This window comes from Oceanobacillus sp. B139/18 (genome assembly GCF_055524595.1).
This window is the reverse complement of sequence record NZ_JBVFXI010000001.1, coordinates 467,471-492,738: the sequence shown is the minus strand read 5'-3', so window position 1 is coordinate 492,738 and position 25,268 is coordinate 467,471. Positions and strand designations below refer to the sequence as shown.

Sequence of the window (25,268 nt, the reverse complement as noted above, 5' to 3'; positions counted from 1 at the left end):
ATAAAATTCATTAACCTGACAACATTGGTTTATATTCTTCACCCACTGAGAGTTAGTTGAGTGATTCAAGGAGCTAGCATCCGTTATCTCCCGCCTAAATACAAATACATTTATTTTTACGTTTTATTTTAAGGCGGGAGTTTTACGGACAGTTCTCCGTGATAAATATCCAGCCTATGACATTTTCTACCACGTGTTATAGAGGGAGACCTCAAAAACACTATGCTGGTTAAAATGCTTATCACTCAAATAAATCATTTAACTATCTATTTCACATAAATACGAACGGGTCTGTATTTACTTCAGATACATAAACCTTTGACCTGAATGCAGGTATTTCCTGTATAAGTTTTTCCTTGGTTGCTGTTTTCATTATCTTCTCGATATAATGACCGGCATCAATGACTGTCAGTCCCATCTGCTCTGCATCTTGAGCAGCGTGAAATGTCATATCTCCTGTAATATATACATCCGCTTTTTTTCGGAGCGCATGACTGACATATTTCTCCCCGCTTCCTCCCAGGACAGCAACTTTTTTTACATTCTTTTCTATATTACCAGAAACACGCACGCGAGGCATGTCTAAATTCTTTTTCACCGTTTCAATGAATGCCTTCATTGAAACCGGGGATTCCAGGACACCAAAGCGTCCGATTCCAAACGACTGTCCTTTATTTTCCAATGGATACATATCATAAGCCGGTTCTTCATAAGGATGGGCTGAAATAACAGCATCTATCACCCTGGCTAGATTTTTCTTAGGAACAACGGCTTCCAGCTTCTTTTCATCGACAAAAGTCATTTCATTCTGCTCGCCAATATACGGGACAGCCTGCTCTGACGGAAGAAAAGTCCCTTGTCCGGCGCTTTGAAAGGTGCAATGACTGTAATCGCCAATTTGGCCAGCTCCGCCCTGATGCAGAGCATCCCGTAATTCCTGTACATGCGACTCTGGAACAAAAACAACAATTTTAAGCAGCGACTCTTGTTCTAACACTTCTAAGGGTTCTTTATTTTTCAATTCAAGGGCGCCACTTAATAAATCATTTACACCACCCTCGGCGATATCTAGATTGGTATGTGCAGCAAAGACCGTTATATCGTTTTTTAAAAGCTTTTGTACCACTCTCCCCTTCGGATGATCGACATTAATCTGTTTTAAAGGCTGAAACAGCAAAGGGTGATGGGCAATAATCAAATTCGCCCCTTTTTCAATTGCTTCATCAACTACTTCCTCCGTCACATCCAGTGTAATCAGAATTTGAGATGTCGTATCATGAAACCGTCCAGTCTGTAAACCGATATTATCCCAATGATAGGCAAAACTTTTCGGTGCCCAGCTGTCCATAATCCGAAAAAAATCAGCGTGTTTCGTCGTTTGTTCCTTCATGATCAAGTTCCTCCTTCATCCAGTATAATTCTGTTTGGAAATCAGCTATTTTCTCATGATTTATTTGCTTTGCCTGCTGCATTTGCAAAATGATTCGTTCGATATTCATTATTTCCTGTGACCACTTTTTAATAAAAGCAGCATTCTTCTCTTTCATTAAATAGGGACCTAATAAAAGCTGCCTGCCCTTCTTCAGTTCATTATCGCTGTATGGTGAAGAGGCTTCTGTATAACGATCCGCAACAAGCACTTCATAGATATGTCCCTGCTCATCCACAATCTCTTCTGCTCTCAGTATAAAATCATTTTGATCAAACCATCGTCTGACTGCTCTTGCGTCTACATTAGGCTGTGCAATAATTCGTTCAGCAGATTTAGCAATAGGAGCATGGTTTTCTAAGATGGAAGTAATCAATCCTCCGCCCATCCCTGCAATGACGATTTGTTTGACCTCGCCTTCATTTATGACAGATAAACCATCTCCTAAACGGGCATCGATTCGTTCCTCTAATTGATGAAATCGAATTGTTTTTTTGGCGCTGTCTAAAGGCCCTTGATTCACTTCTCCGGCAATAGCGCTTGCTGTTTTATCTCTTTGGCAGACATAGGCAGGCAGATATGCATGATCTGAACCAATATCTGCGAAATGCGCTCCCTGAGGCAGATATTCAGCAACTATTTTCAAACGATTCGATAGGGTGACATTCTGGTTCATTATTTGTTCTCCTTTTAAAGACAGTTCTTTTCTGTATTTCTCCAATAAGAAAAGCTTTCTGTACGAATCAGAAAGCTTTCATTTCTTTTATTATATATTATTCATGCTCGCTTAACCACTCGCTGAGTGCATCTAATTCTTCACCTGCAAGCTGAGGGAAAGCCGGCATGCCTCCGTCAGTTCCATTTTCAATGATATCAGCAATTTCTTCTTGAGAATAAGTGCTTCCAACTTGTGTTAAATCAGGAGCAGAACCACTTGCTAAATCTTGACCATGACAGCTGGCACAATTGGATTGGAAAACCTCTTCTCCAGCATCAGCACTGGTAGACTCGCCGCCTTCTTCTCCTCCTTCTGCCTCTTCTGTCTGTTCTCCACCATTTTCTTCAGCATCTTGAATAGCCTGTCTTTGATCAATACCAATTACAGAAATAATAATGACAGCTATCAGCCCCAGCCCGGCAATAATTGCATATGGTATAACCGGATTCTTTTTCATTACGCTTCCTCCTTATGTAATCCAAATATTATAAATTAATACTACTATTAGTTTACTCGAAATCTAAAAATTTTTAAAGGATTATCCAAGATATTTAAAAAAAACGACAAAAGTGATGATTCCTATAGTCAAAGCTGCTCCCAAATAACGAATAACAGGCAGCTTTTTCAAATATCCAAAAACAATCCATCCAATGCCATTGGCAGTAATCATAAAATTATTATAAGCTCCTAATCCAAAAGTATCCATAATACAAATAGAAAGCTGCAACACATATAACAATTGAATAGATATAAATAAATAACGATAACGCCGTGATGCATTCTTTCCAGTTCCTGACCAGATTAGAATATTTATAAAGAAAACAAAACTTAAAATACCTGCCCCGAAAGAGCCGGCTAATTGATAATAATAATCTAAAAAGATAACGCTTACCAATATCATCAACATCATGGTAAAATGAAGCTTTTTCCATGTAGATAGCCAATTTTTATTTTTATTGGTTATTTCTATTTCTCCGCCTTTAGTATATAATGCTAATAAAAAATCACATTGTTCTTCCGGCAATAAACGATTCTCTTTCCACTTTAAAATTTCCTGGATAATCAATTGGTTTTTTTCATGATTATTCATAAATCCACCCCGGAAGCGTCACCATTTAAATGTTAAAAAAAGCAAAATCTTATTTTATGGACTTTTGAATATCCTCTATGAATTCATATAAAACAATAATTGGAATACGCAAGCCGTTAAACGGGAACTTGCATATTCCAGTATTCAGAATGAACTTATTTCAGTATAACACCTTAATCAAGGAAGTCTTTCAATCGCTTGCTTCGGCTTGGGTGTCTTAATTTACGTAATGCTTTCGCTTCGATTTGGCGGATACGTTCTCTGGTTACCCCAAATACTTTCCCTACTTCTTCAAGTGTTCTCGTTCTTCCATCATCTAATCCAAACCGCAGACGAAGCACATTTTCTTCTCTGTCTGTCAATGTGTCTAATACATCTTCCAGCTGTTCTTTCAGTAATTCGTAAGCTGCATGATCGGATGGAGAGATTGCTTCCTGATCCTCAATGAAATCACCTAGATGTGAATCGTCTTCTTCTCCGATTGGTGTTTCTAAAGATACAGGTTCTTGAGCGATTTTTAGAATGTCGCGCACCTTATCCGGGCTTAATTCCATTTCTTCGCCGATTTCCTCCGGTGTCGGTTCACGTCCCAGATCCTGCAGCAGAGAGCGCTGTACACGGATTAATTTATTAATGGTTTCCACCATATGAACCGGGATACGAATGGTACGGGCCTGGTCCGCGATTGCACGGGTAATTGCCTGTCTAATCCACCAGGTTGCGTAGGTACTGAATTTAAACCCTTTGCGGTAGTCAAATTTCTCAACAGCTTTGATCAGACCCATGTTTCCTTCTTGAATCAAATCGAGGAAAAGCATCCCCCGTCCAACATAGCGTTTTGCGATGCTGACAACGAGACGAAGATTGGCTTCCGCTAACCTTCTCTTTGCTTCAATATCTCCCTCTTCAATTCGGGAAGCGAGTTCAATTTCTTCTGCTGCAGAAAGCAGGTCTACTCTGCCGATTTCTTTTAAATACATACGGACCGGGTCATTGATCTTTATCCCTAAAGGAACACTGAGATCATTCAGGTTGATTTCTTCTTCTTTTGCGATTTTCTGCATCTCGGGGTCATCCTCAGACTCACCTAACACATCGACACCCTGTTCTTCCAGATACTCATAAAACTCATCCATTTGTTCGGGTTCCATGTCAAAATTAGATAAACCGTCAGCCACTTCTTCATACGCAAGTGTACCGCGTTTCTTACCCATGTCAACCAATTTTTCTTTTGCTTGCTCTAATGTCAGTTCGGGTTCTTTCATATGCGAAGGTTTTTGTTCGGCCATGAGTCCCCCTCCTTCCAAATTGTTGAATTATTTTTCGTTATTTTGCTTCTGCAGCCGGATTAACTCCATTGCCAAGCGGGCAGCCTCCAATGGATCATTTTCCTGCTCCGCTTTCCTTTGCTGCTCTTTTAAGCTTTTTTTCGCCGGACTTTGATTCGCCTCCCGATGAATCATTCGCAGATAGTCATCGATTTCTTCCTCTGTACTATGCTGGACATCGCTGGACATCGCCAATTCAATGACTTGATTCTTTAAATGTTCATCAGACAGTCTCTCCATAAATAAACTAATATCGGGTGAATTACCTTCTTCATAAAAAGCATATAAATGTGTTGCAACAATTTTATGGTCATTTACATTAAATCCCGCTCCAAGCTCATATTGTACTTTTTCAGCTATATAGGCATCCTGAAGCATATAGGATAAAATTCTTTTTTCAGCATTAACATATGCCGGAAATAACTTTTTCTTATTTGCAGGTACATATGGCTTAGTATAACTCTTATCACGCTGATTATCCTTCGCGGAAGGCTGGCTTTTCTGATACTGAGCCAGCTGGCTCATCAAGGTATCTACAGACAAATCAAATTCCTTATGCAATTCCTGAATATAATATTCCCGTTCCAGCGCACTCTCAATCATAGAAAGTTCTTTTAAAACGCGCTCGATATACTCAATACGCTCACTTTCCAGCTGCAGATTGAAGTGTCTGCGCTGATATCGCATGAAGAAACTCATATAACTGTCACTTGTGCGCAGAACCCTTTCTTTAAAAGCTTCGCCTCCATGCTCCCGGACGTAGCTGTCCGGGTCTTCCTCTGCATCCAAATTGGCAATACGGACATCACAGCCGACAGACCTCAATAGAAGTGCCGACTTATAACGGGCTTCTATCCCTGCACTATCCCCATCAAAACAAATAATAACCGTATCGACATAGCGGTTTAAAAGCTTTGCCTGCGTTTCTGTCAAAGCGGTCCCCATCGTAGCCACTACATTTTTCACGCCAGCCTGATAAACAGAAATAACATCCATATAGCCTTCCATTAAAACAGCTTCATTTTCTTTTCGGATATGGCGCTTTGCCAAGTCAAAATTATATAAAAGCTTACTTTTTTGAAAAAGTTCGCCTTCCGAGCTATTTAAATATTTCGGACCGCTGTCATCATGCATTGCTCTGCCGCCAAAACCGACAGTGCGCCCCAATGCATTCCGTATAGGGAAAATAATTCTGCCGCGAAAACGGTCGATGACTTCATTATTATCGTTTCCTGCTAAAATACCGCTTTTCAAAAGCAATGGTTTAGAATATCCTTTTTGTGTAAGAAACTTCGCTGTGAAATCGCGCTTATCCGGAGCATATCCGATTTGGAATTCTTCTAACGTCTCCTTCGTAAGCCCGCGGCTTTTTAGATACTCTAATCCATCCTTCCCATCTTTTTGATACTTTATGAGATGATGATATAATTTTGTCAACCATTCATACGCAGAGAGCATCTGCTCTGTTTCCTCTGATAAAGAAGTTTCTTTGGGAATGGATGCTGTCGGCAGCTCTACACCGCTTCGGTCAGCTAAATATTTCAGCGCCTCATAAAATGTGAAATTTTCCATTTCCATTAGAAACGAGAATACATTTCCGCCTTTTCCGCAGCCAAAGCAATGAAAAATCTGTTTATCCTGGGTAACTGAAAATGAGGGTGTATTTTCGCCATGAAAGGGACATAGACCAAAATAGTTTTTACCTTGTTTTTTTAATTGAATGTACTCTCCAATGACATCGACAATATCATTGGTTTTTTTCACTTCCTCAATAATTGGTTCAGGTATTTGATTAGCCATGTTTACCACCAACTATTCTATTTGATTTTATAGGATGCTAAAACACATTTTAGAGAGATTATGCAAAATCCTCCTTTTTAAACTTAGTTGCTCCATTTTTCATGATTCGACATATTTTTTTCTTATTCTCAAAAAAAATAGCCTTAACATAGATTCTACAAAGGATACATAGATTCCTTCTTTTTCAGAGCAAATTATGATTAAAATTGCATTTTATTTAAATCTGCTCATACGATTTACCATTATAATATATTTTTTAATAGATTTCTATTAATTTGTATATAAATCTATGGAACAAAGAAAAACATTCCGTGAGAGTTGCGTACAGAATGCTTTTCCTACCATTTTTATCCTGAAAATATACTGTTATTATATCTCTTGCAAAGCTTTAAAATGATTATTATTGTCTGCTTTGCCACATTCTAATAATTTGGTTTGCTGTTTCTTCCACTGCTTTATGAGACACGTCAATAACAGGACAGCCAATTTTTTCAACGACATCATTAAAAAATTCGAGCTCCTGTTCAATTCTGCTTACATTTGCATACGTTGCCTGGTCTCCCAGTCCCAGCGCTTTTAAACGTTCCTTCCGAATGCCATTCAATTTTTCTGAAGAGATACGTAAACCAATACATTTTTTAGGGTCGACCATCATCAGCTCTTCCGGCGGGTCTACCTCTGGAACAATCGGAACATTTGCTACTTTAAAGCGTTTGTGTGCCAAGAATTGAGACAGTGGCGTTTTGGAGGTTCTGGAAACACCTATCAATACGATATCGGCACGGGTGATGCCCCGCGTATCTCTCCCGTCATCGTATTTAACAGCAAACTCAATCGCTTCAATCTTTTTGAAATAATCTTCGTCCAGTTTATGAACAAGTCCTGCCTCTAAACGGGGCTGATCACTAAAAACACGCTCCATGGCGTCCATAGTCGGACCCATGATATCAATTGCTTCAATATCCAGTTCAGCTGCACGCTTGTTTAAATGCGCTCGCAATTCTGGATTAACCAGTGTAAAACCGATAAGACTTGAATTCAATTTTGCCTGTTGTAAGAATTCATCAATCGTTCCTTTATCTTCTACATAAGGAATACGCTGAATTTTATAATCCCCGCTTTTGAATTGGCTTAAGCCTGCTTTAATTACCAGCTCGGCCGTTTCTCCAACAGAATCAGATAACACATAAATAACTTGCTGCTCCTTCATCTCGACATCCTCCCCTTAGCACCTAAAAAATTATATTGTATCTTCCATTGTTAATTCAACCAACAGTTTCGTCATCGTTGTTTTTGTAATACGGCCGATAACCTCAAGACCATTTTCGGTATCTTTTACTACAGGGACACCATCGATCTGCTTGGATATAAGCTGATGAGCTACATCGACCAGCAGGTCATTTTTTCGGCAAACAGTTATATTAGGCATTCTTGTCATAATAATCGGTACAGGGATAGAGCTCAGGTCCTGCCTGCCCATACTTGAACGCAGCAAATCCTTTCGGGAAAGAACTCCCACCAAGCATGAATTTTCATCGACAACAAAAAGTGTGCCGACATCTTCCAAGAACATCGTTGATATTGCATCGTATACTGATACCTTTTCATTTACAGCTACTGGGACCTGCTGAAATTCATGAACCTTATACCGCTTTATCTTTTCTGTCAGCAATTCTGAACCTGTTTTACCTGTATAAAAGTAGCCAACACGAGGACGTGCGTCTAAAAAACCAGCCATCGTCAGAATAGCCAGGTCCGGTCTCAATGTGGCCCGGGTCAGCGCCAGCTGGTCTGCTATTTGCTCCCCCGTGATGGGACCGTCTGCTTTTACTATTTCTATAATCCGCTGCTGTCTTTTCGATAAGTCCACTTTTTCACCACCTAAACTGCCGCATTATTTGCAAATAAATAGGATGCTTTCCAGATATCAGCTGCATCAAATTTGGCATATTGAAGGATAATGTACCATGCTTTTCATATTTAAAACATGGTACATTCATTACTATTCGACTCTATTCACTAAAAAACCTTTTTTTAAGAGAGAAAACCTTTTTAAACATCCTCTAAAGTGAAGAAAGTTTAAAATTGTTTAGATAAATTGTCGTCATCGCAGAAGTCTTCCTATATTTCTATGCATGCTGCTTCCACGCTATTTTTCGTAAATCCGCATATTGCAAAATAAGCATAGAAAGCTCATGAATCATAGATAGACGATTTTTTCTTACTTCTTCATTATCGTCCATAATCATATTATGATCAAAGAATGCGTGGATATTATCAGCAAGATCCGCAAGAAGCTGTAATGCCGCTTCACTGTTTTGTGCCTCTAAATGTGCAGCATAATTTGATTTCACAGATTTCACAGCATCGTAAAATGCTTGTTCTGATTCTGTTTGGATAAGCGCAGCGTCTGCTTCATGATTTTTATCCTCTACCTTATTTTCCAGATTCAGAACACGCACCAGCGCCTCCTGCGAGTTTTTAAAAGCTTCATCTGCTTTTTTCACAGATAAAACATGTGCTTTATCTACTGCAAAATGAAATACGCCAAGCTGATTGTCTGTAATTGCATGAATAATATCTGATTCTACGTTCTCTTCACGGAGCAAATAGGCAGCACGGGAGCCAAAAAATGTGCGCAAATCAGCATTCGCAGAGGCATTTACAGTTAAACCGGCATCCGCTAATACAGATAAAGTATAGTTAATGAGTGATTCTACTGTCACATCCCAATGCTGCTCCTGCAAAATACGTAAAATTCCCGTTGCCTGTCTTCGTAAACCATATGGATCCTGTGAACCGCTCGGGATAAGTCCGACACTGATACAGCCGGCAATGGTATCCATCTTATCTGCAATACTCAGTACGGCGCCGACTGTTGTTGCAGGGAGTTCACCATGAGACTGTTTTGGTAAATAATGTTCACGTATGGCTTGAGAAACTTCCTTTGTTTCTCCAAAATATGCAGCATATTTCTCGCCCATTACGCCCTGTAATTCCGTAAATTCATTTACCATATTGGTCATTAAATCGAATTTGCTGATTTCTGCAGCTCGGGCAATCTCTTTTCCTTCTTTTAAAGCAAGTTCTTCAGCTAAATGACTCGCAATTTTTTTAACCCGGTTTACTTTGTCTGTATACGTACCCAGCTTTTCCTGAAATACAACTCTGGTCAGCTTCTCCTGGAAGAAATCAATTGAAAGTTTTTTATCCTCTTCAAAGAAAAACTCTGCGTCCGCAAGACGCGCGCGAAGTACCTTCTCATTTCCCCGGATGACGGTTTCCAATTCGTAATCATCACCGTTTCTTACTCCTACAAATTTAGGCAGCAGCTCTCCGTCTCGTTCTACCGGGAAATAACGCTGGTGCTCGGCCATAGACGTAATAAGTACTTCTTTGGGCAGAGCAAGGAAAGAATCTGCGAAACTGCCTACGAAAGCAGTCGGATATTCTACAAGGTTTTTCACTTCATTTAAAAGCTCTGTATCCACCGGAATCTGAAATCCATTTTTGGTTTGCAGTGTATCCAGCTGCTCTACAATTTTCTCTTTACGTTTTTCAGCATTTGCAATGACATAATTCTCATTTAACAGCTGTTCGTATTGCTTGGGTTCCCCTATGGTCAGCTTATCGCTGAGAAAACGATGTCCGTAGGTGAAATTACTTGTTTTCACATGCGCAATCTCAAAAGGAATCACTTTATTTCCATAAAGTGCTACCAGCCAGCGGATCGGTCTGGCGTAGCGCAATGTTTCATTTGCCCAGCGCATATTTTTCCCAAATGTGATGGACTCAATAATATCCTTAAATTCCGGGAGTAACGATTGCACTGTTTTTCCTTCGATGAATTTTTTTACATAGATATAGGAAGTTCCCTTGACCTCTTTGATATAAATATCATCGGTTGTTTTTCCCTGACCTCTGGTAAAGCCTTGCGCGGCCTTTGTCCAATTTCCCTCATCATCTTTGGCAATCTTTAAAGCAGGTCCTTTTGCTTCCTCTTCTATGGATACCTGATTTTCTGCCACTTCTTCTATAAGGACAGCCAATCTTCGCGGCGTTGAGAAGGAGACTGCAGACGAATAGGAAATACGCTGTTCATCCAGCCATTTGATTGTTTTATCCAATACTTGCGCTTCTGCATCATCTATAAATCGAGCCGGCAGCTCCTCTAATCCAATTTCAATCAATACATCCTGTGCCACTCTAGTTTGCCTCCTTTTTCAACATCGGAAAACCTAATTTTTCACGTTCTTGTACATAAATTTTTGAAATACTGCGGGCAAGATTACGAATTCGGCTGATATAGCCTGTTCTTTCTGTTACAGAAATAACCCCTTTTGCATCCAGCAGGTTGAAGGTATGTGAACATTTTAAAACATAATCATATGCCGGGAAGACAAGCCCTTTCTCCATGGCTGCTTTGGCCTCTTGTTCATATTTCGTAAATAAATCAAATAACATATCCGTATTGGATGCTTCAAATGTATAGACAGAATGCTCATATTCCGGCTGATAGAAAATATCACGAAGAGTCACTCCATTATTCCACTCTAAATCAAATACATTTTCTTTATCTTGGATATATGAAGCCAACCGCTCAATCCCGTATGTTAATTCGACCGTTACCGGATTTGCTTCCAAACCGCCGATTTGCTGGAAATAGGTAAACTGTGTGATTTCCATCCCGTCCAGCCATACTTCCCAGCCCAGACCGGCTGCGCCAAGCGTCGGGTTTTCCCAGTTATCCTCTACGAAGCGGATATCATGCTTAAGCGGATCAATCCCTAATTTTTCCAAGGACTCTAAATACAGTTCCTGAATATTCTCAGGTGATGGCTTCATGATTACCTGAAATTGATGATGCTGATACAGACGATTCGGATTTTTCCCATATCTGCCATCCGCCGGTCGTCTGGAAGGCTCTACATAGGCAACATTCCACGGCTCTGGTCCCAAGCTTCGCAGCAATGTCATAGGAGACATCGTTCCTGCACCTTTTTCAGTGTCATATGCCTGCATTAAAATACAATTTTGATCTGACCAATGATTTTGCAATGTTAAAATCATTTCTTGAATATTCATTTACTCCACTCCTTTAATGGATCGAAATTTACTGTAAGTATTTCCTTTGGTGATGATAAAAAACCTCATTATAGCCACGCTATCAGCTGAAAACCTAAAAAGCCGTCCCTATGTCTGCTTGAACGACAGACATAGGGACGGCTTAAACCGCGGTTCCACCCTACTTGCTCTCCATAACAAGAGCCTCTTTTTCATACTGCTCCGAAGTTCCTTCCAAAAGCCTCTATACATCCGGCTCGCACCAATCCCGGACTCGCTTATTACAGAATATGCTTCCGTACTTCTCTTCATCATTGCAGTTATCATGTAATTATCAACTTGTATAAAATTAAAATACGTTAATTTATGTACAAATCATACTCCATTACCCTGCAGCTTGTCAATTAATTCTTAAACAAATCGAGCTGATCCAGAAACTTGCGGGATTTAATATAATATCCGCCATAGCGTTCATAATAAGCTTTTAAAATAGCCTGAAACATTTTCACATTGTCCGGTTTCATTTGAATTGTTCCGATACGCTCTAATCCTGCTTCAGAAAAGAGATAGAGAAGCTTTGCCAGTTTCGGCGCAAGCTCGATTGCTTCCAGATCCAGATGACGGCATTTCGGACACAGGAAACCGCCCTCCACTACAGAAAACACAAAAGGCTGCTGCGTCGACCCGCAATTGATACATTGATTTAACACTGGAGCGAATCCAGCTTTTTTATAAAGTTTTAATTCATACATCATTATCGGGATTTCAGCCTGATCATTCTCTTCAATCCAAGCTATAGTCTGTTGAAATTGATCGAATAGGTACGGATCTATATTTTGGTTTTCCAGCAGCTTATCTGTAAGCTCTGCAATATAGGAGCAATAAGCCGTCTTCACAAAATCCTCGCGTATCTTACGATGGGAGTTTAATAATTCTCCCTGTTGAATCGTACTCAATCCGCTTCCAAGATAAACAAAAAAACGGGCAAAAACGAATGGCTGAGTAACTGCAGCCATTCGACTTTTTGGTTTTTTTGCACCTTTTGCCAGAGCTTGGAATTTACCAAACTTTCCGCTGTAGATAGTCACTAATTTATGTGTTTCACCATAATCTTTTGTTTTTAATACCATACCATCTATCTGTTCCAGCACGTAAAATCACCCGCCCTCATTTGTTATCACAGTTTCACTAAATTCCTTCAGGGAGATGAAAAATCCCCGGTTGAATAAGCTTCACTTTATCGCAGGAATTATCATGCTTCAAGCGACATGATTACAAAGATGGCAAATCTATACCGTCACCCATAGAAGATTGGGTATTTTCATTTTGTCTTTTTTCCTGACTTAATTGTCCTTGCTGCTCTAGTTCTTTTAATAATAAATAGGTTTCAATGTTTCCTGTTTGATAAAACAAATTCCATGTTGCATCTAACACAAGAAACCCCACCTTTCTAATTATTTTTTTGCTGTAACTGACTCATCACAAATAGAAAAGAAAAAACTTTTCTATTTACTTCTCAAGTGCAACCAAGCATTTTCTAAAGCTTTGACTTTACTGCAGAAGGGATTCTAAGAATACGAAATCCGGTTTTAAGACTTCCTTTAACGAATAAGACGTTTTTCTGACGAAAGAGGACAGCCTGACATGAATGCCCCGCTTCTTTTATAGGTTGGTTCGATTTGACGTTTTCATTAGTATAAAATATTACCATCTTTAAGAGGATATTCAAAAAACGAATCAAAACAGCGTATCCGGTCTGCCATATCTTTTAATATTCATCAAGCCGGAATCCATATTCATGTAATTGATTCTGTTTGTTTCTCCAATCCTTCTTCACTTTCACCCAAAGTTCTAAATATACCTTAGACCCAAGCAATGCTTCGATATCGCGGCGTGATTGCTGGCCGATTTTTTTCAGCATACCGCCCTGCTTGCCAATCAAAATACCTTTTTGAGAGCTTCTTTCCGTAACAATCGTTGCTTGTACCAATAATTTATCATTTTCGTTCTTCTCTATATTTTCAATGACAACGGCAATCGAATGCGGAATCTCTTCCTTCGTATGATGCAATACTTTTTCGCGGATAAGCTCAGAAATAACAAACCTTTCCGGATGATCCGTGATTTGATCTTCCGGATAATATTGCGGACCTTCCGGCAATTGCTTAGCGAGCACCTCTAGTAAATGATCTACATTATTCCCTTCCAATGCAGAAATAGGAATAATTTCCTCAAATTCATAAAAATCCTTATATTGATTAATCAGCTGCATAAGCTTTTCCGGTTGAATCTTATCGATTTTATTAATGATCAGATATACCGGCTGTTTTATTTTTTGAAGCAAATCAATAATATATTGGTCCCCGCGGCCGTAACCTTCATCCGCATTAATCATAAATAAAATATGATCTACTTCATTCAAGGTATTCTCTGCCACCTGCACCATAAAATCGCCTAATCGGTGCTTCGGTTTATGAATTCCCGGTGTATCAATGAAAATCATTTGATATTCCTTTGTTGTCAAAACACCTTGTATTTTATTTCGTGTTGTTTGTGCCTTATCACTCATAATAGCGATCTTTTGACCAATCACCCGGTTCATGAATGTTGATTTTCCAACATTTGGTCTGCCTATAATAGCAATAAAGCCTGATTTGAAATTATTTGTCATGCTGTTTTCCTCCGAATTTCTATTCTTGATTAGGCGAGAGGACTCCCAACCTCAAGGAATGTGCAGGGTAAAATCCAATGAGTAAATGAGAGATGAATCGCCTTTTTGCATTCACGAACTTAAGTTCGTATGTTATAATGTTCTTGAAAGACGCTCTTTGAAAACTGAACATTGCAGGTTGTGGCGAGAATCGTTGCTTTGCCACGTAAAATGTTCAAGCCAAATATGTCAGCCAAGGCACACAAATGTGTGAACCTCAGGTAAGCTGAAAAGTAGCCCCAAAGGCAGGACCAATGGGATAGCGGGGTTGGGTGTTTTTAGCACACCGATGTGTCAACTCCACTGGCGGTTAATCGTCATCTTGAAAGTCGACACCCCAGAAACCCACACTTCCAATTTCTTTAGAAATGAAGTGGCGGGAGTATTCATTGTTTGCTTGCTTCCTATCATACTACATTTTTTAATTAGTTTCACTATATCGACAAAACCTTTAACAATCATACAATGAATTACAAAAAGGGAGGAGCTTGGTCAAGCTCCTCCCTTTTGACAGTTAATTTCAGACTTTCTTAACTGCATTAACGCAACACGGTTGCCGGCAAAAGGCCTGATGACAACCACATCTGCTAATAACGTTATCAAGCTGGATAATCGTTCAATAAACATTATTTTTATCATACTATTATATAAATTGCATTATTTTAGGACCAAAAATAAGTATTCCGACTACAACGGATATCAGCGCCGTCACGAGGACAACACCAGCTGCAATATCCTTTATTTCCTTTATTCTTTCATCATAACCCGGCTGAATAAAATCCATGACCCGCTCAATGACACTGTTTATCATTTCAGTGATAAGCACTAAACCAATGGTTAATAAAATAACCGCCCATTCGATGAGAGAAAGATGGAAAAAGAAGCCTGCTGCAACTACAATCGTCATAGCGGCAAGATGCAGCTGGAAATTCGACTCCTTTTTCACCACCGTTTTCAGCCCTGCCCAAGCATAACGGAATCCAACAACTCTTTTCTTATCTTTCAATGCCAAATGCACCTAAAATTTCGTCTTGTCTCTGAAACATTTCCTTCTCATCTTCTGCATTCATATGATCGTACCCAAGCAGGTGTAAGAATCCATGTAACGCTAAAAAGGCCAGCTCTCTCTCAAAGCTGTGATTGTATTCTTCCGCTTGCTCTTTGGCTTTATCTATCGAAATAATAATATCTCCCAGTACAACCGGCAGCCCTTCGCCAACAATTTCAAGTTCTTCGTCTTCCATTTCCTGCATTGCAAATGAAATAACATCCGTCGGTTTATCTTTATCCCGATAATCTCTGTTGATTACTTGAATTTGTTCATTATCCACAAAGCTGATTGAAATTTCCGCTTCAGCAGCTGTTTTTTCTTCTTTTCCGGCAAAGGTCAGCAGCTTTTCGACAAGCGTTCTATGTTCATCAGACACAGCATTGGTTTCATCCTGAAAATCAATAAGCATTATTTATCCCCTTCCTTCTTCGGATACTGAATTCTAGAATGGAAAATTCCTTTCAAAGAATCACAAACCGTATGTTGAATGATTTTTAACTCTTTTAATGTTAAAGGACTGTTATCTAATTGTCCATCTGAAATTTTGCCATTGATAATCGATGACACAATGGAATCAATCGTCTCCGGTGTCGGTTCCTGCAAGGAACGGACTGCCGGCTCGACAGAATCACAAATACAGACAATCGCCGTTTCCTTTGTTTCCGGCTTCGGCCCGGGATATCTGAAATCTGCTTCCTCTGTTTCCGAATTCAGCTCCTTTGCTTTCATATAGAAGAATTGCACTAAAGAATTCGAATGATGCTGCTTCGCAATATCAATGATTTCCTTAGGCATTTTATGCGCCTTTAACAAATTTGCTCCATCAGTTGTATGGCGAATAATAATATCTGCGCTTTCCTTAGGCGGCAATTTATCATGTGGATTTTTATTTGGCATCTGATTTTCAATGAAAAAGGCCGGCCGCACAGTTTTGCCAATATCATGATAGTAAGCGCCCACCCGTGCCAGCAAACCATTTGCTCCCACCGCTTCACAGGCAGTCTCACTAATGTTGGCTACCATTACCGAATGATGATACGTTCCCGGCGCTTCCACCAGCAGCCGTTTTAACAGCGGCTGATTAGGATTAGATAATTGCAGGAGTTTCATATCTGTCAATATACCTAAAAAGCTTTCGAACAACGGCAATAATCCAATTGCCAAAATAGCTGAAAGGCAAGCTGCAACTATCCCTAAACCAAGGTATAAAAAGACATCGAACCACGTATATTTTTCAAAGGACAGGAATAGAAATAAGATAATGACAGCAGAATGAATTAAAATCAGTCCAATCGCTGTTTTTAAAATAACAAGGCGTTCACTTAATTTCTTCATTAACACAATTGCGGCGAGCTGAGAAAAAAGGAAATAGATAGCCGCTTCGACGTGCAGCATTCCGGCAATATAACTGTTAAACATAAATGCTGCTAAAATTGCATATAAGATACTGAGACGTACTGCTGAACGATCGCCGATTAATACTTTTAATAAAATAGCAATAGCTGCAATAGGTGTTACCAAATAGAGTGCATTTGACTGGTCAAAGAAATAACTTTGGATTTTCATAACAAAAATAGCCAGTGCACTTAACAGGGAAACAGCTACAATCGGCAGAAGGTTCCATTTCTTATCTTTTGCAATTTGCAGACATTCCATCCCGAAAAAGTATGCAATTATCGCTGCCAAAAATCCCAACGCCAGAATTGGGTAAATATTGCCCTCCTGTGATAATACGCCTACCAGCTCCAGCTGCTCGTAGATTTCATTTGTAATGGTCTGGCCTTCGCGAACAATGGTTTCACCGGCACGAATAACAACAGGATCCACAAGTGTTGCGGCGTCCTTCTTCTCTTGAGCCGTTGCCTCATAGTCAAAGAAAGCATTTTCTACGACCGCAAATTCTGCTAACTCCATTAAATCTTCCTGTAAACCTTCATTCATTTCCGAATAAGCTAAATCACGCTCTATATTGGTAATTCCAGATTGAATATTCTCTGCTCTGATACCTTGCTCTAATACGCTTTCCAAACTCTCGGAAAATACTGCCCCCGCTTCTTCCAAGTCCTCTTCCGGCTGCTGCAGCAAGGAAATCAGCACATCTTCCGAAATTTCTGAACGAATTTCTTCCGATAGTAACGCTCTTAATTCAACTGCTTCTTCTTCATATACCTCTTCTAAAGCTCCTTCATCATGTTCCGCAATGATGGTTAATACAGCGTCAAAAATTTCGTTTACATAATTTAATCGCTCCTCTGTCACCTCTTCGGAAATGCTGTACCGATCAGGAACGGCATTGACTGCTTCCCTGATTCGCTGATCCGTTTCCTGTTTATTTTCAATCGTTATCGGGGAACGTATTGTCTCTTCAGAAACAGCAAAACGCTGAATATCATATGTATCTGTACGTACATTATCTAATAACGTCAGAAAAACAAGTGCTCCTATAATAAGAGCCGGGACAATCGCAATAAAGTATTTTCGATTATTTTTAAAAAAAGGAAGTATTTTCTTCCATCTTTTTTTCAACACCTTCACCTCCTCTTTTTATTTTACCACTTCCATCCAACGGATTGGGATGAAATTATCTAAAATTAAGTGAATTCCTTGATCATAGCAAAACAACAAAGTCACCTACTGTTCACCTGATATTTTTACTTAATTTTCCATCATTAGCTCTAAAAAGCCTTTGAAAAACTTTGTCCATATGCAGCATGGATATCTAAACGTTAATCAGAGATTAATTTTATGATGAACAACAAGGATGAGACATTCTTTTGTCTCACCCTTCGTTCTCACTTTCTGTTTCGTAAGCATTTATTATTTTTTGAACGAGTGGGTGGCGCACTACGTCAGCAGCCTGCAAATGAACAAAGGCTAAGCCTTCGATTGGGCTAAGCATCCGCTCAGCAACCCTTAATCCGGATACGATACCTTTCGGGAGGTCTACTTGTGTCATATCTCCCGTAATAATCATTTTCGAGCCAAACCCTAAGCGCGTCAGAAACATTTTCATTTGAGCCGGTGTTGTATTCTGGGCTTCATCTAAAATAACAAAAGCATCGTCTAAGGTTCTGCCCCGCATATAGGCCAACGGCGCAATTTCAATCGTTTCCCTTTCAATTAAACGAGCTGTATGCTCTGTGCCTAATACATCATGCAAAGCATCGTACAATGGCCTTAAATAAGGATCTACCTTTTCCTTTAAATCACCTGGCAAAAACCCTAGGCTTTCACCGGCTTCGACTGCCGGCCTAGTTAAGATAATTTTTTTCACTAGTCCGTTCTTCATCGCATGAACGGCCATAACCACAGCCAGGTACGTTTTTCCTGTTCCGGCCGGACCTATGCCAAAGACAAGATCCTTTGATTTGATTGCCTGGACATATTGTTTCTGTCCAAGTGTTTTTACACGAATGGACTTTCCTTTATAGTTCTTTGTAATTTCATCTTCAAATAACGTTTCAAACTGTTTTATTTTACCTTTTTTTGCCAAGTCTACAGCATAGACAACATCCCGTTCCGAAACTGTCTGTCCTTTCCGGATAACGCTTAAAATAGTCAGCAGAATCTCTTGTACTAACTGCACTGCTTGATTCTCTCCAGAAACGCGGATGGATTCGCCTCTGGATATAATGTCTACATCAAGTAAAGCTTCCAGCTGTTTTAAATGTTTATCATTTGTACCAAATAAAGCAAGTGCTTCATTGGCACCTTCTAATTGTAAATCAATATCCACTAAGTTTTCGGGCATAATCAGTCTCCTTGAATAATAAGTTCTTCTTTTACAATATTTTCTTCTACCGAAAGATATAAGACTAATTCAACTTTACCATGCTCTATATGTTCATGTAAAATTTTTTCTGATAATACCGTCGCTTCTGGCCCCAGTTCATTTAATAATTGTATTTTAGCCTGCTCCACCCCTGCCATAATTGCTTCCTCATTGGATCGCTCTTCATCTGTTTTTTCTGTCTCACTAATTTCACTGGAAACATAAGAGAAAGGAAGCTCCCATTTTAAAAAATGAATGGGCTGTTCTTTCCGCTCCTCTTGTGAATGGGAATAATCGGGGTTTTTAAATCCCCAAAATGGAAGCTGTACATCACCAAAACGCAAATAATGCTTCGTTTTCTGATTTCCTGTTATCTCTTCTGTCTGGTATTGAAGTGGCACAGTGACATGAACTTCATACCACGTATTTGCCAACACCTCTGCTTCTGCAGCAATTGGTTTGTCCGGGTCTTCTTCCGTTTCTGTATTATCTTCTCCTTCCTCCGTATTTAAATTACCAGACACTAATATTTTGCCCGGAACCACGTAATCATTCACACTAACTTCAGCTCGTCCTCTAGAAACATACATATTAGTGATGACGCCTTTTTTCGTTGCCACTAAATCTCTTGGTTCTCCAGGAGGGATTTCCTCCACAATCGTTTTTTCAACAGCCTCCAGATGCAATGAGGTCCCTTGAAGCTGAACGCCTGTCCAGAGCAGCTCCGGAACTTCATTTAAGAGCTGGCGTTGAATATCTTTTGGAGTAGCAAGAGAGAATAACCAGACACCCGGATACACTCCAAACGCCTCCAGCTCTGTTTCTATTTTTTCTTCAATTTCTTTTGGCACGCCAGTGATATGAACAGACCATAATAAATTAGACAAAATGAAAAAAAATAAAAAACCAGTAAAAATACCAGCAAGTAAGAATTTTTTTCGGCTGAGCCTCGAAAGAAAAAATGGAAAGCCTTTTTGACCGGCAAAGGAAACTTTATATAAAGAGTTTCTCCTTAACTTTCTTAAGGCTCTCAAATCTTTAAACATAATTGTAGCCTCACAGCACGCAGCATCTATTTTTTTCACATCCCAAATAGGGATGCCCTTGCTGGCACATTTTTGCAGAAATAATTCCGGTTTGACACCTTTCACACGAACAGTAACGTAAGCACGGATCGACGGCGGATTTTGTTTTTTCATTTCAACCTCCCATTGCCTATCTGCTATCCTGACCTTTACATAAAATCATGCTGCGCTTATCAAAAGATGTTTTCTAAAAAGGAAGTTCCATCAACTTCGTAAATATGGAAGCATCAATCTTCTTTTTTATCTTCATGATTTAAAAAAATTACCTCAGAAATCGTCCCCTCCAGCATAATTTCTTTTGGAAGCATCATTTTAAGCACAAAGGAATGTCCTTTAATGCTTACAAACCCATTTGTTACCTTTAGTTTAAGCTCTTCATTTGTATACAGTGCTAAGCCTTGATGATTTTCAATATAAAAATGCAAATGTCCAATGATAGTTATGCGCGGCATTTCCATAACAACATCGGATGGAAGAGAGAATTGCTCCATTAAAAGCGAACGGATTCTTTGTTGCCATTTTTTCAATGATGATCCCCCCTCATTGATACATATGTAAATAATGCTTTGAACAGAACTAGATACAAGGAAAAACAAAGAAACACCTTAACCAGCATAACAATGCCAATTAAGGTGTTTGATGTTTCCTTTTATTTTCTTCTTTGCACGATACTTCTATACGGCTGTTTCGCACGCGGCGGTCCTAAGACTTCTGCCATAATAATACCGTTGACTAACCCTTTTCCATCAAGATTTCCAGAAACACGCTTCTTCATTTCGTTCTTTCCTGGGCTATCTGCTTCACCCTTGCGGTCCACAATCAAGTCCTTGAAATTTTGCTTTGCGTCTTTCACATCTTCTTGGGAGGAGGTTTGATAGCGATTTGTCATCCGCTCCATCTGTTTTCTCTGCTGTTCTTCAATACCTCCAGCAGAAACATCCGGCCGTGCTCCCTCTCTGTAGACTTGACGCTCGGCACGAGGCTGCTCTCTTTTTCTTTGTGTCTGCTGCCTCGTTCTCATTTCTTGCGGGGAACGCTGCTGTCTTTGTCTTGACGGCGTCTGTTTATTTGGAGGTGTAGACTGCTTTTTTTTCTGTTCTTCCTGTTTCTTTTTAGAATCACCCAGGAATGCAACTATTCCAGAAATAATGATAATAATAAGAAATAGATTTTCAAATATCCAGTCCATATGCCCCCTCCTTTATTTTCATTTTAATTACTTATTTTGGTCGTCATCCTTATTATCTGTAGAAAGCTTACCAATTGAATCACGCATATCTGTATCAGCATCAATGTTTTGATAGTTCATATAATCCATGACACCCATTTTCCCAGAACGCAATGCTTCTGCTAATGCAAGCGGAACATCTGCTTCGGCCTCTACTACTTTCGCGCGCATTTCCTGTACGCGGGCAAGCATTTCTTGTTCTTGCGCTACTGCCATTGCACGGCGTTCTTCCGCCTTCGCTTGAGCAATATTCTTATCTGCTTCGGCCTGATCCGTTTGAAGAATCGCACCGATGTTTTTACCGATATCCACGTCAGCAATATCAATTGATAAGATTTCAAAGGCTGTTCCAGAGTCCAACCCTTTACTTAATACATTTTCGGAAATGGAATCCGGATTTTCAAGCACCTGTGTATGTGCATTAGAACTACCGATTGTACTAACAACACCTTCACCAACACGGGCAATAATTGTTTCTTCGCCCGCACCACCGACTAAACGGTCAATATTCGCACGTACAGTAATTCTGGCTAAGGCTTTCACTTCAATACCGTCCATTGCAATACCTGCAATAAATGGTGTTTCAATTACTTTCGGGTTTACACTCATTTGTACTGCTTCTAATACGTCACGGCCTGCTAAATCGATTGCAGCTGCACGTTCAAATAATAAATCAATATTTGCCCGTTGTGCTGCAATAAGTGCATTTACTACTCTGTCAACATTACCACCGGCAAGATAGTGACTTTCCAGCTGGTTAGTTTTTACATCAATACCGGCTTTATGCGCTTTGATAAGCGGATTAATCACGCGGTTTGGCACTACTCGACGCAAGCGCATACCGATAAGTGTAAAGATACTGATTTTTACCCCGGCAGCCAGGGCACTAATCCATAGTGCAACTGGAACAAAAGTAAATAAAATTGCTAAAGCAATAACGATAACCGCAATAATGATAAGCGGCATTAAAATATTCTCGTCCATGCTGATTCCTCCTAATTTAGATAATTATTTTATTTCCCTAACTACGACACGAACACCTTCTACACGAATTACTTTCACTTTCTTCCCTCTGTCAACAAAAGTGCCGTCAGAAACAACATCGATTGTTTCATTATTTAATTCTACCAGTCCAGAGGGGCGCAGCGGTGTTAATGAGTTTCCTTCAAGTCCGACAAGTTCTAAACGGTTTACGGAGGATACATAACCATCTTCTGTTGCTGTACTGTCCCTTAAAATAATATGGCGGAAAATCCCTTTATCCATACCTATTCTTCTAAATAAGATGATAGCAAGAATCACAGCAATCAAAAAGGCAATCCCTATGCTCATTGACATGTGTACCATATCATACCCTGACATGAATAAGGAACCGATCACCGCAGCTATTCCCAGCACTCCCAGAATCCCACCGGTTACAAAGAATTCTGCTACAATCAGACCGATACCGATAATAAGAAGCAGCAGCGCCTCCATGCCTGCTAATCCGGCAACAACATGCCCGTAGAAGAATAATACTAAGGATACCAGCCCTAATATTCCCGGCACGCCAAAACCTGGAGAGTACAGCTCTACAATCAAACCGATACTGGCAACAGATAATAAAATAGGAATAACAACCGGATGCGTTAAAAACCTCGCCAGTTCTTCTGCCATCGAAGTTTCTGTTTCTACAACCGTTGCTTCAGACAGATTAAGCTCTTCCAGAAGTTCAGCACGGTTAGAAACAATTCCTTCTGCATATCCAACTTCAACTGCTTCTCTTGGGCCGAGTGTCAGGAACTGTCCTTCAGGAGCTCCATACTCCGGTAAATCAATACTGTTATCAGCCATTGCCGCAGCGTAAATAGGATCTCTGTCATTTGATTCTGCAGCACTTCTCATTTGCGCAAGCCAGGCAGATTGTGCTTTCTCATCTGCTGCTGTTCCGTCTTGATTAATAATCCCGCTCGCTCCCATAGTTGCATGCGGATTAAAATAAATATTATCAGAGAACAACGCAATATAAGATCCGGCAGATAGTGCTTCATTGACGATATAAGCCGTTGTCGGGACAGTTATACTTTGAATATGCGAACCTATTTGTCCGGCAGAGTCAACACGGCCGCCAGGCGTATCGATTTCAAAAATAATATGATCTGCCCCGTTTTCCATCGCCTCTGTGGTAGCCCGGTCAATAAATGCTTCCAGGCCTCTTTCCACTTCCCGTTCAATTGGAACAATATAAACTGTTTCACCTTCACCCTGCTCAGCCTCTGTCTGCGCTCCGGTAAATATGGATACAATGGTTAAAACTGTTACAAATAATATGTATACAGCTAACCGCTTACGATGTCTTTTCAACTTGAGTCACCCCCTCCTCCTGCACCTTATCTATATTTACGAAAGTAATCCCTAAAAGGTTTCATTTTTCGTGGATGGGTATACTTTGATAGTACCATATCTCCTCAGGTTAGAGAAAGCTTCATCTAAGTTTGACAAGTTGAATGATTCTTTCTTTTTTTCTTCGTTTCACTGCGGCCATTGATTTTCTGGACAAATTAAAAAACCAACCCCGATTTAGGGTTGGTTTTCTTTATCGCAATTGCTGCTCTACTATTTGTTTAATTTTGGTACCGTCTGCCTGTCCTTTAACCTTAGGCATCACGGAGCCCATTACTTTCCCCATATCTTTCATGGAGCCAGCATCAACTTCTTTTATTGTTTCCTGAATGATCGATGTTAATTCTTCATCTGAAAGCTGTTTTGGTAAATACTGCTCCAGTATTTCCAATTCTTTTTCGGTCTTTTCAACCAAATCTTCTCTTCCAGCATTTTTAAATTCTTGGAGGGAATCTTTTCTCTGTTTAACTTCTCTCGAAAGAATAGTTAATTCTTCGTCCTCAGATAGAGTATCTTTTCCAAGCTTAATCGATTCATTCTGAATAGAAGCTTTTACCATGCGAATAACGCTCAGGTTTTCTTTATCTTTGTTCTTCATCGCCTGCTTCATATCTTGATTTAATCGATCAAGTAGCGTCATACGTCACACCTTCTTTAGAATTTACGTTTTCTAGCAGCCTCTGATTTCTTCTTACGGCGTACACTAGGTTTTTCATAGTGTTCACGTTTACGATATTCTTGTAATGTACCACTTTTTGATACACTACGCTTAAAGCGACGAAGAGCATCCTCAAGAGACTCGTTTTTACGAACGCGAGTTGTATTTGACATGCTAATTTCCCTCCCTCCGAAGCACAAAACCATTTTTAATGCGAGCATGAACATACTTTCATGCCTTTTTAAATTATAATATAATCCCGCTAAGCGGTCAATGGTTATTTATTAATAATCTGAAGTTCCTTCTTTACCAGAGACAATCTCTACTCCGGCGCTTGCACCGATGCGTGTTGCTCCAGCTTCAATCATCGCTTCCGTTGTTTCCAGATCTCGGATTCCCCCAGATGCTTTTACTCCCATCTCCGGTCCGACAGTTTCGCGCATTAATCTGATATCTTCCACGGTTGCGCCGCCGCCAGAGAATCCTGTCGAGGTCTTTACAAAATCTGCTCCAGCTTCTTTTGCTAATTGACAGGCTAATACTTTTTCCTCGTCTGTTAATAGAGCTGTCTCTATAATGACCTTCGTTAAAGCTTTGTTTTTTGCGGTATCTACAACTGCTTTTATATCTGCTTTCACCAATGCTTCGTTGCCAGCCTTCAGTTCTCCGACATTAATAACCATATCTACTTCTGTTGCTCCATTTTCGATGGCCTCTCTCGTTTCATAAACCTTTGTCTGTGTCGTCGTAGCTCCTAAAGGAAAGCCAATGACTGTACATACCTTCACTGGGGAATCCTTTAGTTCACTCACGCAATAAACAACCCAATGCGGATTAACACAAACGGATGCAAACTTATTTTCTTTTGCCTCTTCGACAATTTTTGCAATTTGACTTTTTGTCGAGTCAGGTTTTAATAATGTGTGGTCAATATAAGATGCTAAATTCATGAT

26 protein-coding genes are annotated in these 25,268 nt (G+C 39.8%); all 26 read right to left on the bottom strand.

What is annotated here, in order from left to right; translation table 11 throughout:
- Positions 1-271: 271 nt before the first annotated feature.
- Entirely contained in the window at positions 272-1,390 is a 1,119-nt protein-coding gene (locus ACZSMY_RS02345) for a Nif3-like dinuclear metal center hexameric protein (protein WP_465147439.1), read from the bottom strand.
- Positions 1,362-2,105 carry a tRNA (adenine(22)-N(1))-methyltransferase gene (locus ACZSMY_RS02340; protein WP_042534804.1) on the bottom strand — a complete coding sequence of 248 codons (744 nt, stop codon included), beginning with the start codon at positions 2,103-2,105 and terminating at the stop codon, positions 1,362-1,364. The genes ACZSMY_RS02345 and ACZSMY_RS02340 overlap by 29 nt, the downstream gene beginning before the upstream one ends.
- Before the next feature lie 97 nt (positions 2,106-2,202).
- Complete coding sequence (locus tag ACZSMY_RS02335) at positions 2,203-2,604, bottom strand: c-type cytochrome (RefSeq protein ID WP_042534806.1); 402 nt, start codon at positions 2,602-2,604, stop codon at positions 2,203-2,205.
- An 81-nt stretch (positions 2,605-2,685) separates the two neighbouring features.
- Positions 2,686-3,237: a hypothetical protein gene (locus tag ACZSMY_RS02330; RefSeq protein ID WP_465147438.1), complete on the bottom strand. Its 552-nt coding sequence runs from the start codon at positions 3,235-3,237 to the stop codon at positions 2,686-2,688.
- A 173-nt stretch (positions 3,238-3,410) separates the two neighbouring features.
- Positions 3,411-4,526, bottom strand: a complete 1,116-nt coding sequence (gene rpoD, locus ACZSMY_RS02325; RefSeq protein ID WP_042534808.1) for an RNA polymerase sigma factor RpoD — start codon at positions 4,524-4,526, stop codon at positions 3,411-3,413.
- Positions 4,527-4,553: 27 nt separating this feature from the next.
- Positions 4,554-6,365, bottom strand: coding sequence for a DNA primase (gene dnaG / locus ACZSMY_RS02320; protein ID WP_212929087.1), 1,812 nt, complete (start codon positions 6,363-6,365; stop codon positions 4,554-4,556).
- Positions 6,366-6,765: 400 nt separating this feature from the next.
- Positions 6,766-7,575, bottom strand: coding sequence for a pyruvate, water dikinase regulatory protein (locus tag ACZSMY_RS02315; RefSeq protein ID WP_042534812.1), 810 nt, complete (start codon positions 7,573-7,575; stop codon positions 6,766-6,768).
- Positions 7,576-7,605: 30 nt separating this feature from the next.
- Positions 7,606-8,235, bottom strand: coding sequence for a helix-turn-helix transcriptional regulator (locus ACZSMY_RS02310; RefSeq protein WP_042534813.1), 630 nt, complete (start codon positions 8,233-8,235; stop codon positions 7,606-7,608).
- A gap of 259 nt (positions 8,236-8,494) precedes the next feature.
- Positions 8,495-10,570: a glycine--tRNA ligase subunit beta gene (gene glyS / locus ACZSMY_RS02305; protein ID WP_256704812.1), complete on the bottom strand. Its 2,076-nt coding sequence runs from the start codon at positions 10,568-10,570 to the stop codon at positions 8,495-8,497.
- A 1-nt stretch (position 10,571) separates the two neighbouring features.
- Entirely contained in the window at positions 10,572-11,450 is an 879-nt protein-coding gene (gene glyQ / locus ACZSMY_RS02300) for a glycine--tRNA ligase subunit alpha (protein ID WP_042534818.1), read from the bottom strand.
- 383 nt (positions 11,451-11,833) lie between these two features.
- Positions 11,834-12,580, bottom strand: coding sequence for a DNA repair protein RecO (recO, locus tag ACZSMY_RS02295; RefSeq protein WP_256704813.1), 747 nt, complete (start codon positions 12,578-12,580; stop codon positions 11,834-11,836).
- Positions 12,581-12,701: 121 nt separating this feature from the next.
- Entirely contained in the window at positions 12,702-12,863 is a 162-nt protein-coding gene (locus ACZSMY_RS02290) for a YqzL family protein (RefSeq protein ID WP_139089150.1), read from the bottom strand.
- 334 nt (positions 12,864-13,197) lie between these two features.
- Positions 13,198-14,100 (bottom strand): GTPase Era, encoded by a 903-nt coding sequence (gene era, locus ACZSMY_RS02285; RefSeq protein WP_042534822.1) that lies wholly within the window; start codon positions 14,098-14,100, stop codon positions 13,198-13,200.
- Between the two features lie 531 nt (positions 14,101-14,631).
- The gene (locus tag ACZSMY_RS02280) at positions 14,632-14,766 is read right to left on the bottom strand and encodes a hypothetical protein (protein ID WP_256704814.1); all 135 of its coding nucleotides are present in this window, start codon (positions 14,764-14,766) and stop codon (positions 14,632-14,634) included.
- 16 nt (positions 14,767-14,782) lie between these two features.
- Positions 14,783-15,145: a diacylglycerol kinase family protein gene (locus ACZSMY_RS02275; protein WP_042534824.1), complete on the bottom strand. Its 363-nt coding sequence runs from the start codon at positions 15,143-15,145 to the stop codon at positions 14,783-14,785.
- Positions 15,135-15,599, bottom strand: coding sequence for an rRNA maturation RNase YbeY (ybeY, locus tag ACZSMY_RS02270; RefSeq protein ID WP_368900652.1), 465 nt, complete (start codon positions 15,597-15,599; stop codon positions 15,135-15,137). The genes ACZSMY_RS02275 and ybeY overlap by 11 nt, the downstream gene beginning before the upstream one ends.
- Positions 15,599-17,716 carry an HD family phosphohydrolase gene (locus ACZSMY_RS02265; RefSeq protein ID WP_256704816.1) on the bottom strand — a complete coding sequence of 706 codons (2,118 nt, stop codon included), beginning with the start codon at positions 17,714-17,716 and terminating at the stop codon, positions 15,599-15,601. Before ACZSMY_RS02265 ends, ybeY begins: the two co-directional genes overlap by 1 nt.
- A gap of 253 nt (positions 17,717-17,969) precedes the next feature.
- Positions 17,970-18,941 carry a PhoH family protein gene (locus ACZSMY_RS02260; protein WP_042534828.1) on the bottom strand — a complete coding sequence of 324 codons (972 nt, stop codon included), beginning with the start codon at positions 18,939-18,941 and terminating at the stop codon, positions 17,970-17,972.
- Positions 18,942-18,943: 2 nt separating this feature from the next.
- The gene (gene yqfD / locus ACZSMY_RS02255; protein ID WP_193063945.1) at positions 18,944-20,161 is read right to left on the bottom strand and encodes a sporulation protein YqfD; all 1,218 of its coding nucleotides are present in this window, start codon (positions 20,159-20,161) and stop codon (positions 18,944-18,946) included.
- A gap of 113 nt (positions 20,162-20,274) precedes the next feature.
- Positions 20,275-20,574 carry a sporulation protein YqfC gene (gene yqfC, locus ACZSMY_RS02250; RefSeq protein WP_465147437.1) on the bottom strand — a complete coding sequence of 100 codons (300 nt, stop codon included), beginning with the start codon at positions 20,572-20,574 and terminating at the stop codon, positions 20,275-20,277.
- Positions 20,575-20,696: 122 nt separating this feature from the next.
- Positions 20,697-21,236, bottom strand: a complete 540-nt coding sequence (locus ACZSMY_RS02245; protein ID WP_256704817.1) for a hypothetical protein — start codon at positions 21,234-21,236, stop codon at positions 20,697-20,699.
- A gap of 27 nt (positions 21,237-21,263) precedes the next feature.
- Complete coding sequence (floA, locus tag ACZSMY_RS02240; protein WP_193063948.1) at positions 21,264-22,259, bottom strand: flotillin-like protein FloA; 996 nt, start codon at positions 22,257-22,259, stop codon at positions 21,264-21,266.
- Positions 22,260-22,283: 24 nt separating this feature from the next.
- On the bottom strand, positions 22,284-23,618 hold the full coding sequence (locus ACZSMY_RS02235; RefSeq protein WP_256704818.1) for an NfeD family protein: 1,335 nt from the start codon (positions 23,616-23,618) through the stop codon (positions 22,284-22,286).
- A 232-nt stretch (positions 23,619-23,850) separates the two neighbouring features.
- The gene (locus ACZSMY_RS02230; protein WP_465147436.1) at positions 23,851-24,297 is read right to left on the bottom strand and encodes a GatB/YqeY domain-containing protein; all 447 of its coding nucleotides are present in this window, start codon (positions 24,295-24,297) and stop codon (positions 23,851-23,853) included.
- Positions 24,298-24,311: 14 nt separating this feature from the next.
- A complete protein-coding gene (gene rpsU / locus ACZSMY_RS02225) occupies positions 24,312-24,488 on the bottom strand; it encodes a 30S ribosomal protein S21 (RefSeq protein ID WP_019377991.1) in 177 nt (58 codons plus the stop codon).
- 111 nt (positions 24,489-24,599) lie between these two features.
- Positions 24,600-25,265, bottom strand: a complete 666-nt coding sequence (gene deoC, locus ACZSMY_RS02220; RefSeq protein ID WP_193063951.1) for a deoxyribose-phosphate aldolase — start codon at positions 25,263-25,265, stop codon at positions 24,600-24,602.
- Between the last annotated feature and the right edge of the window lie 3 nt (positions 25,266-25,268).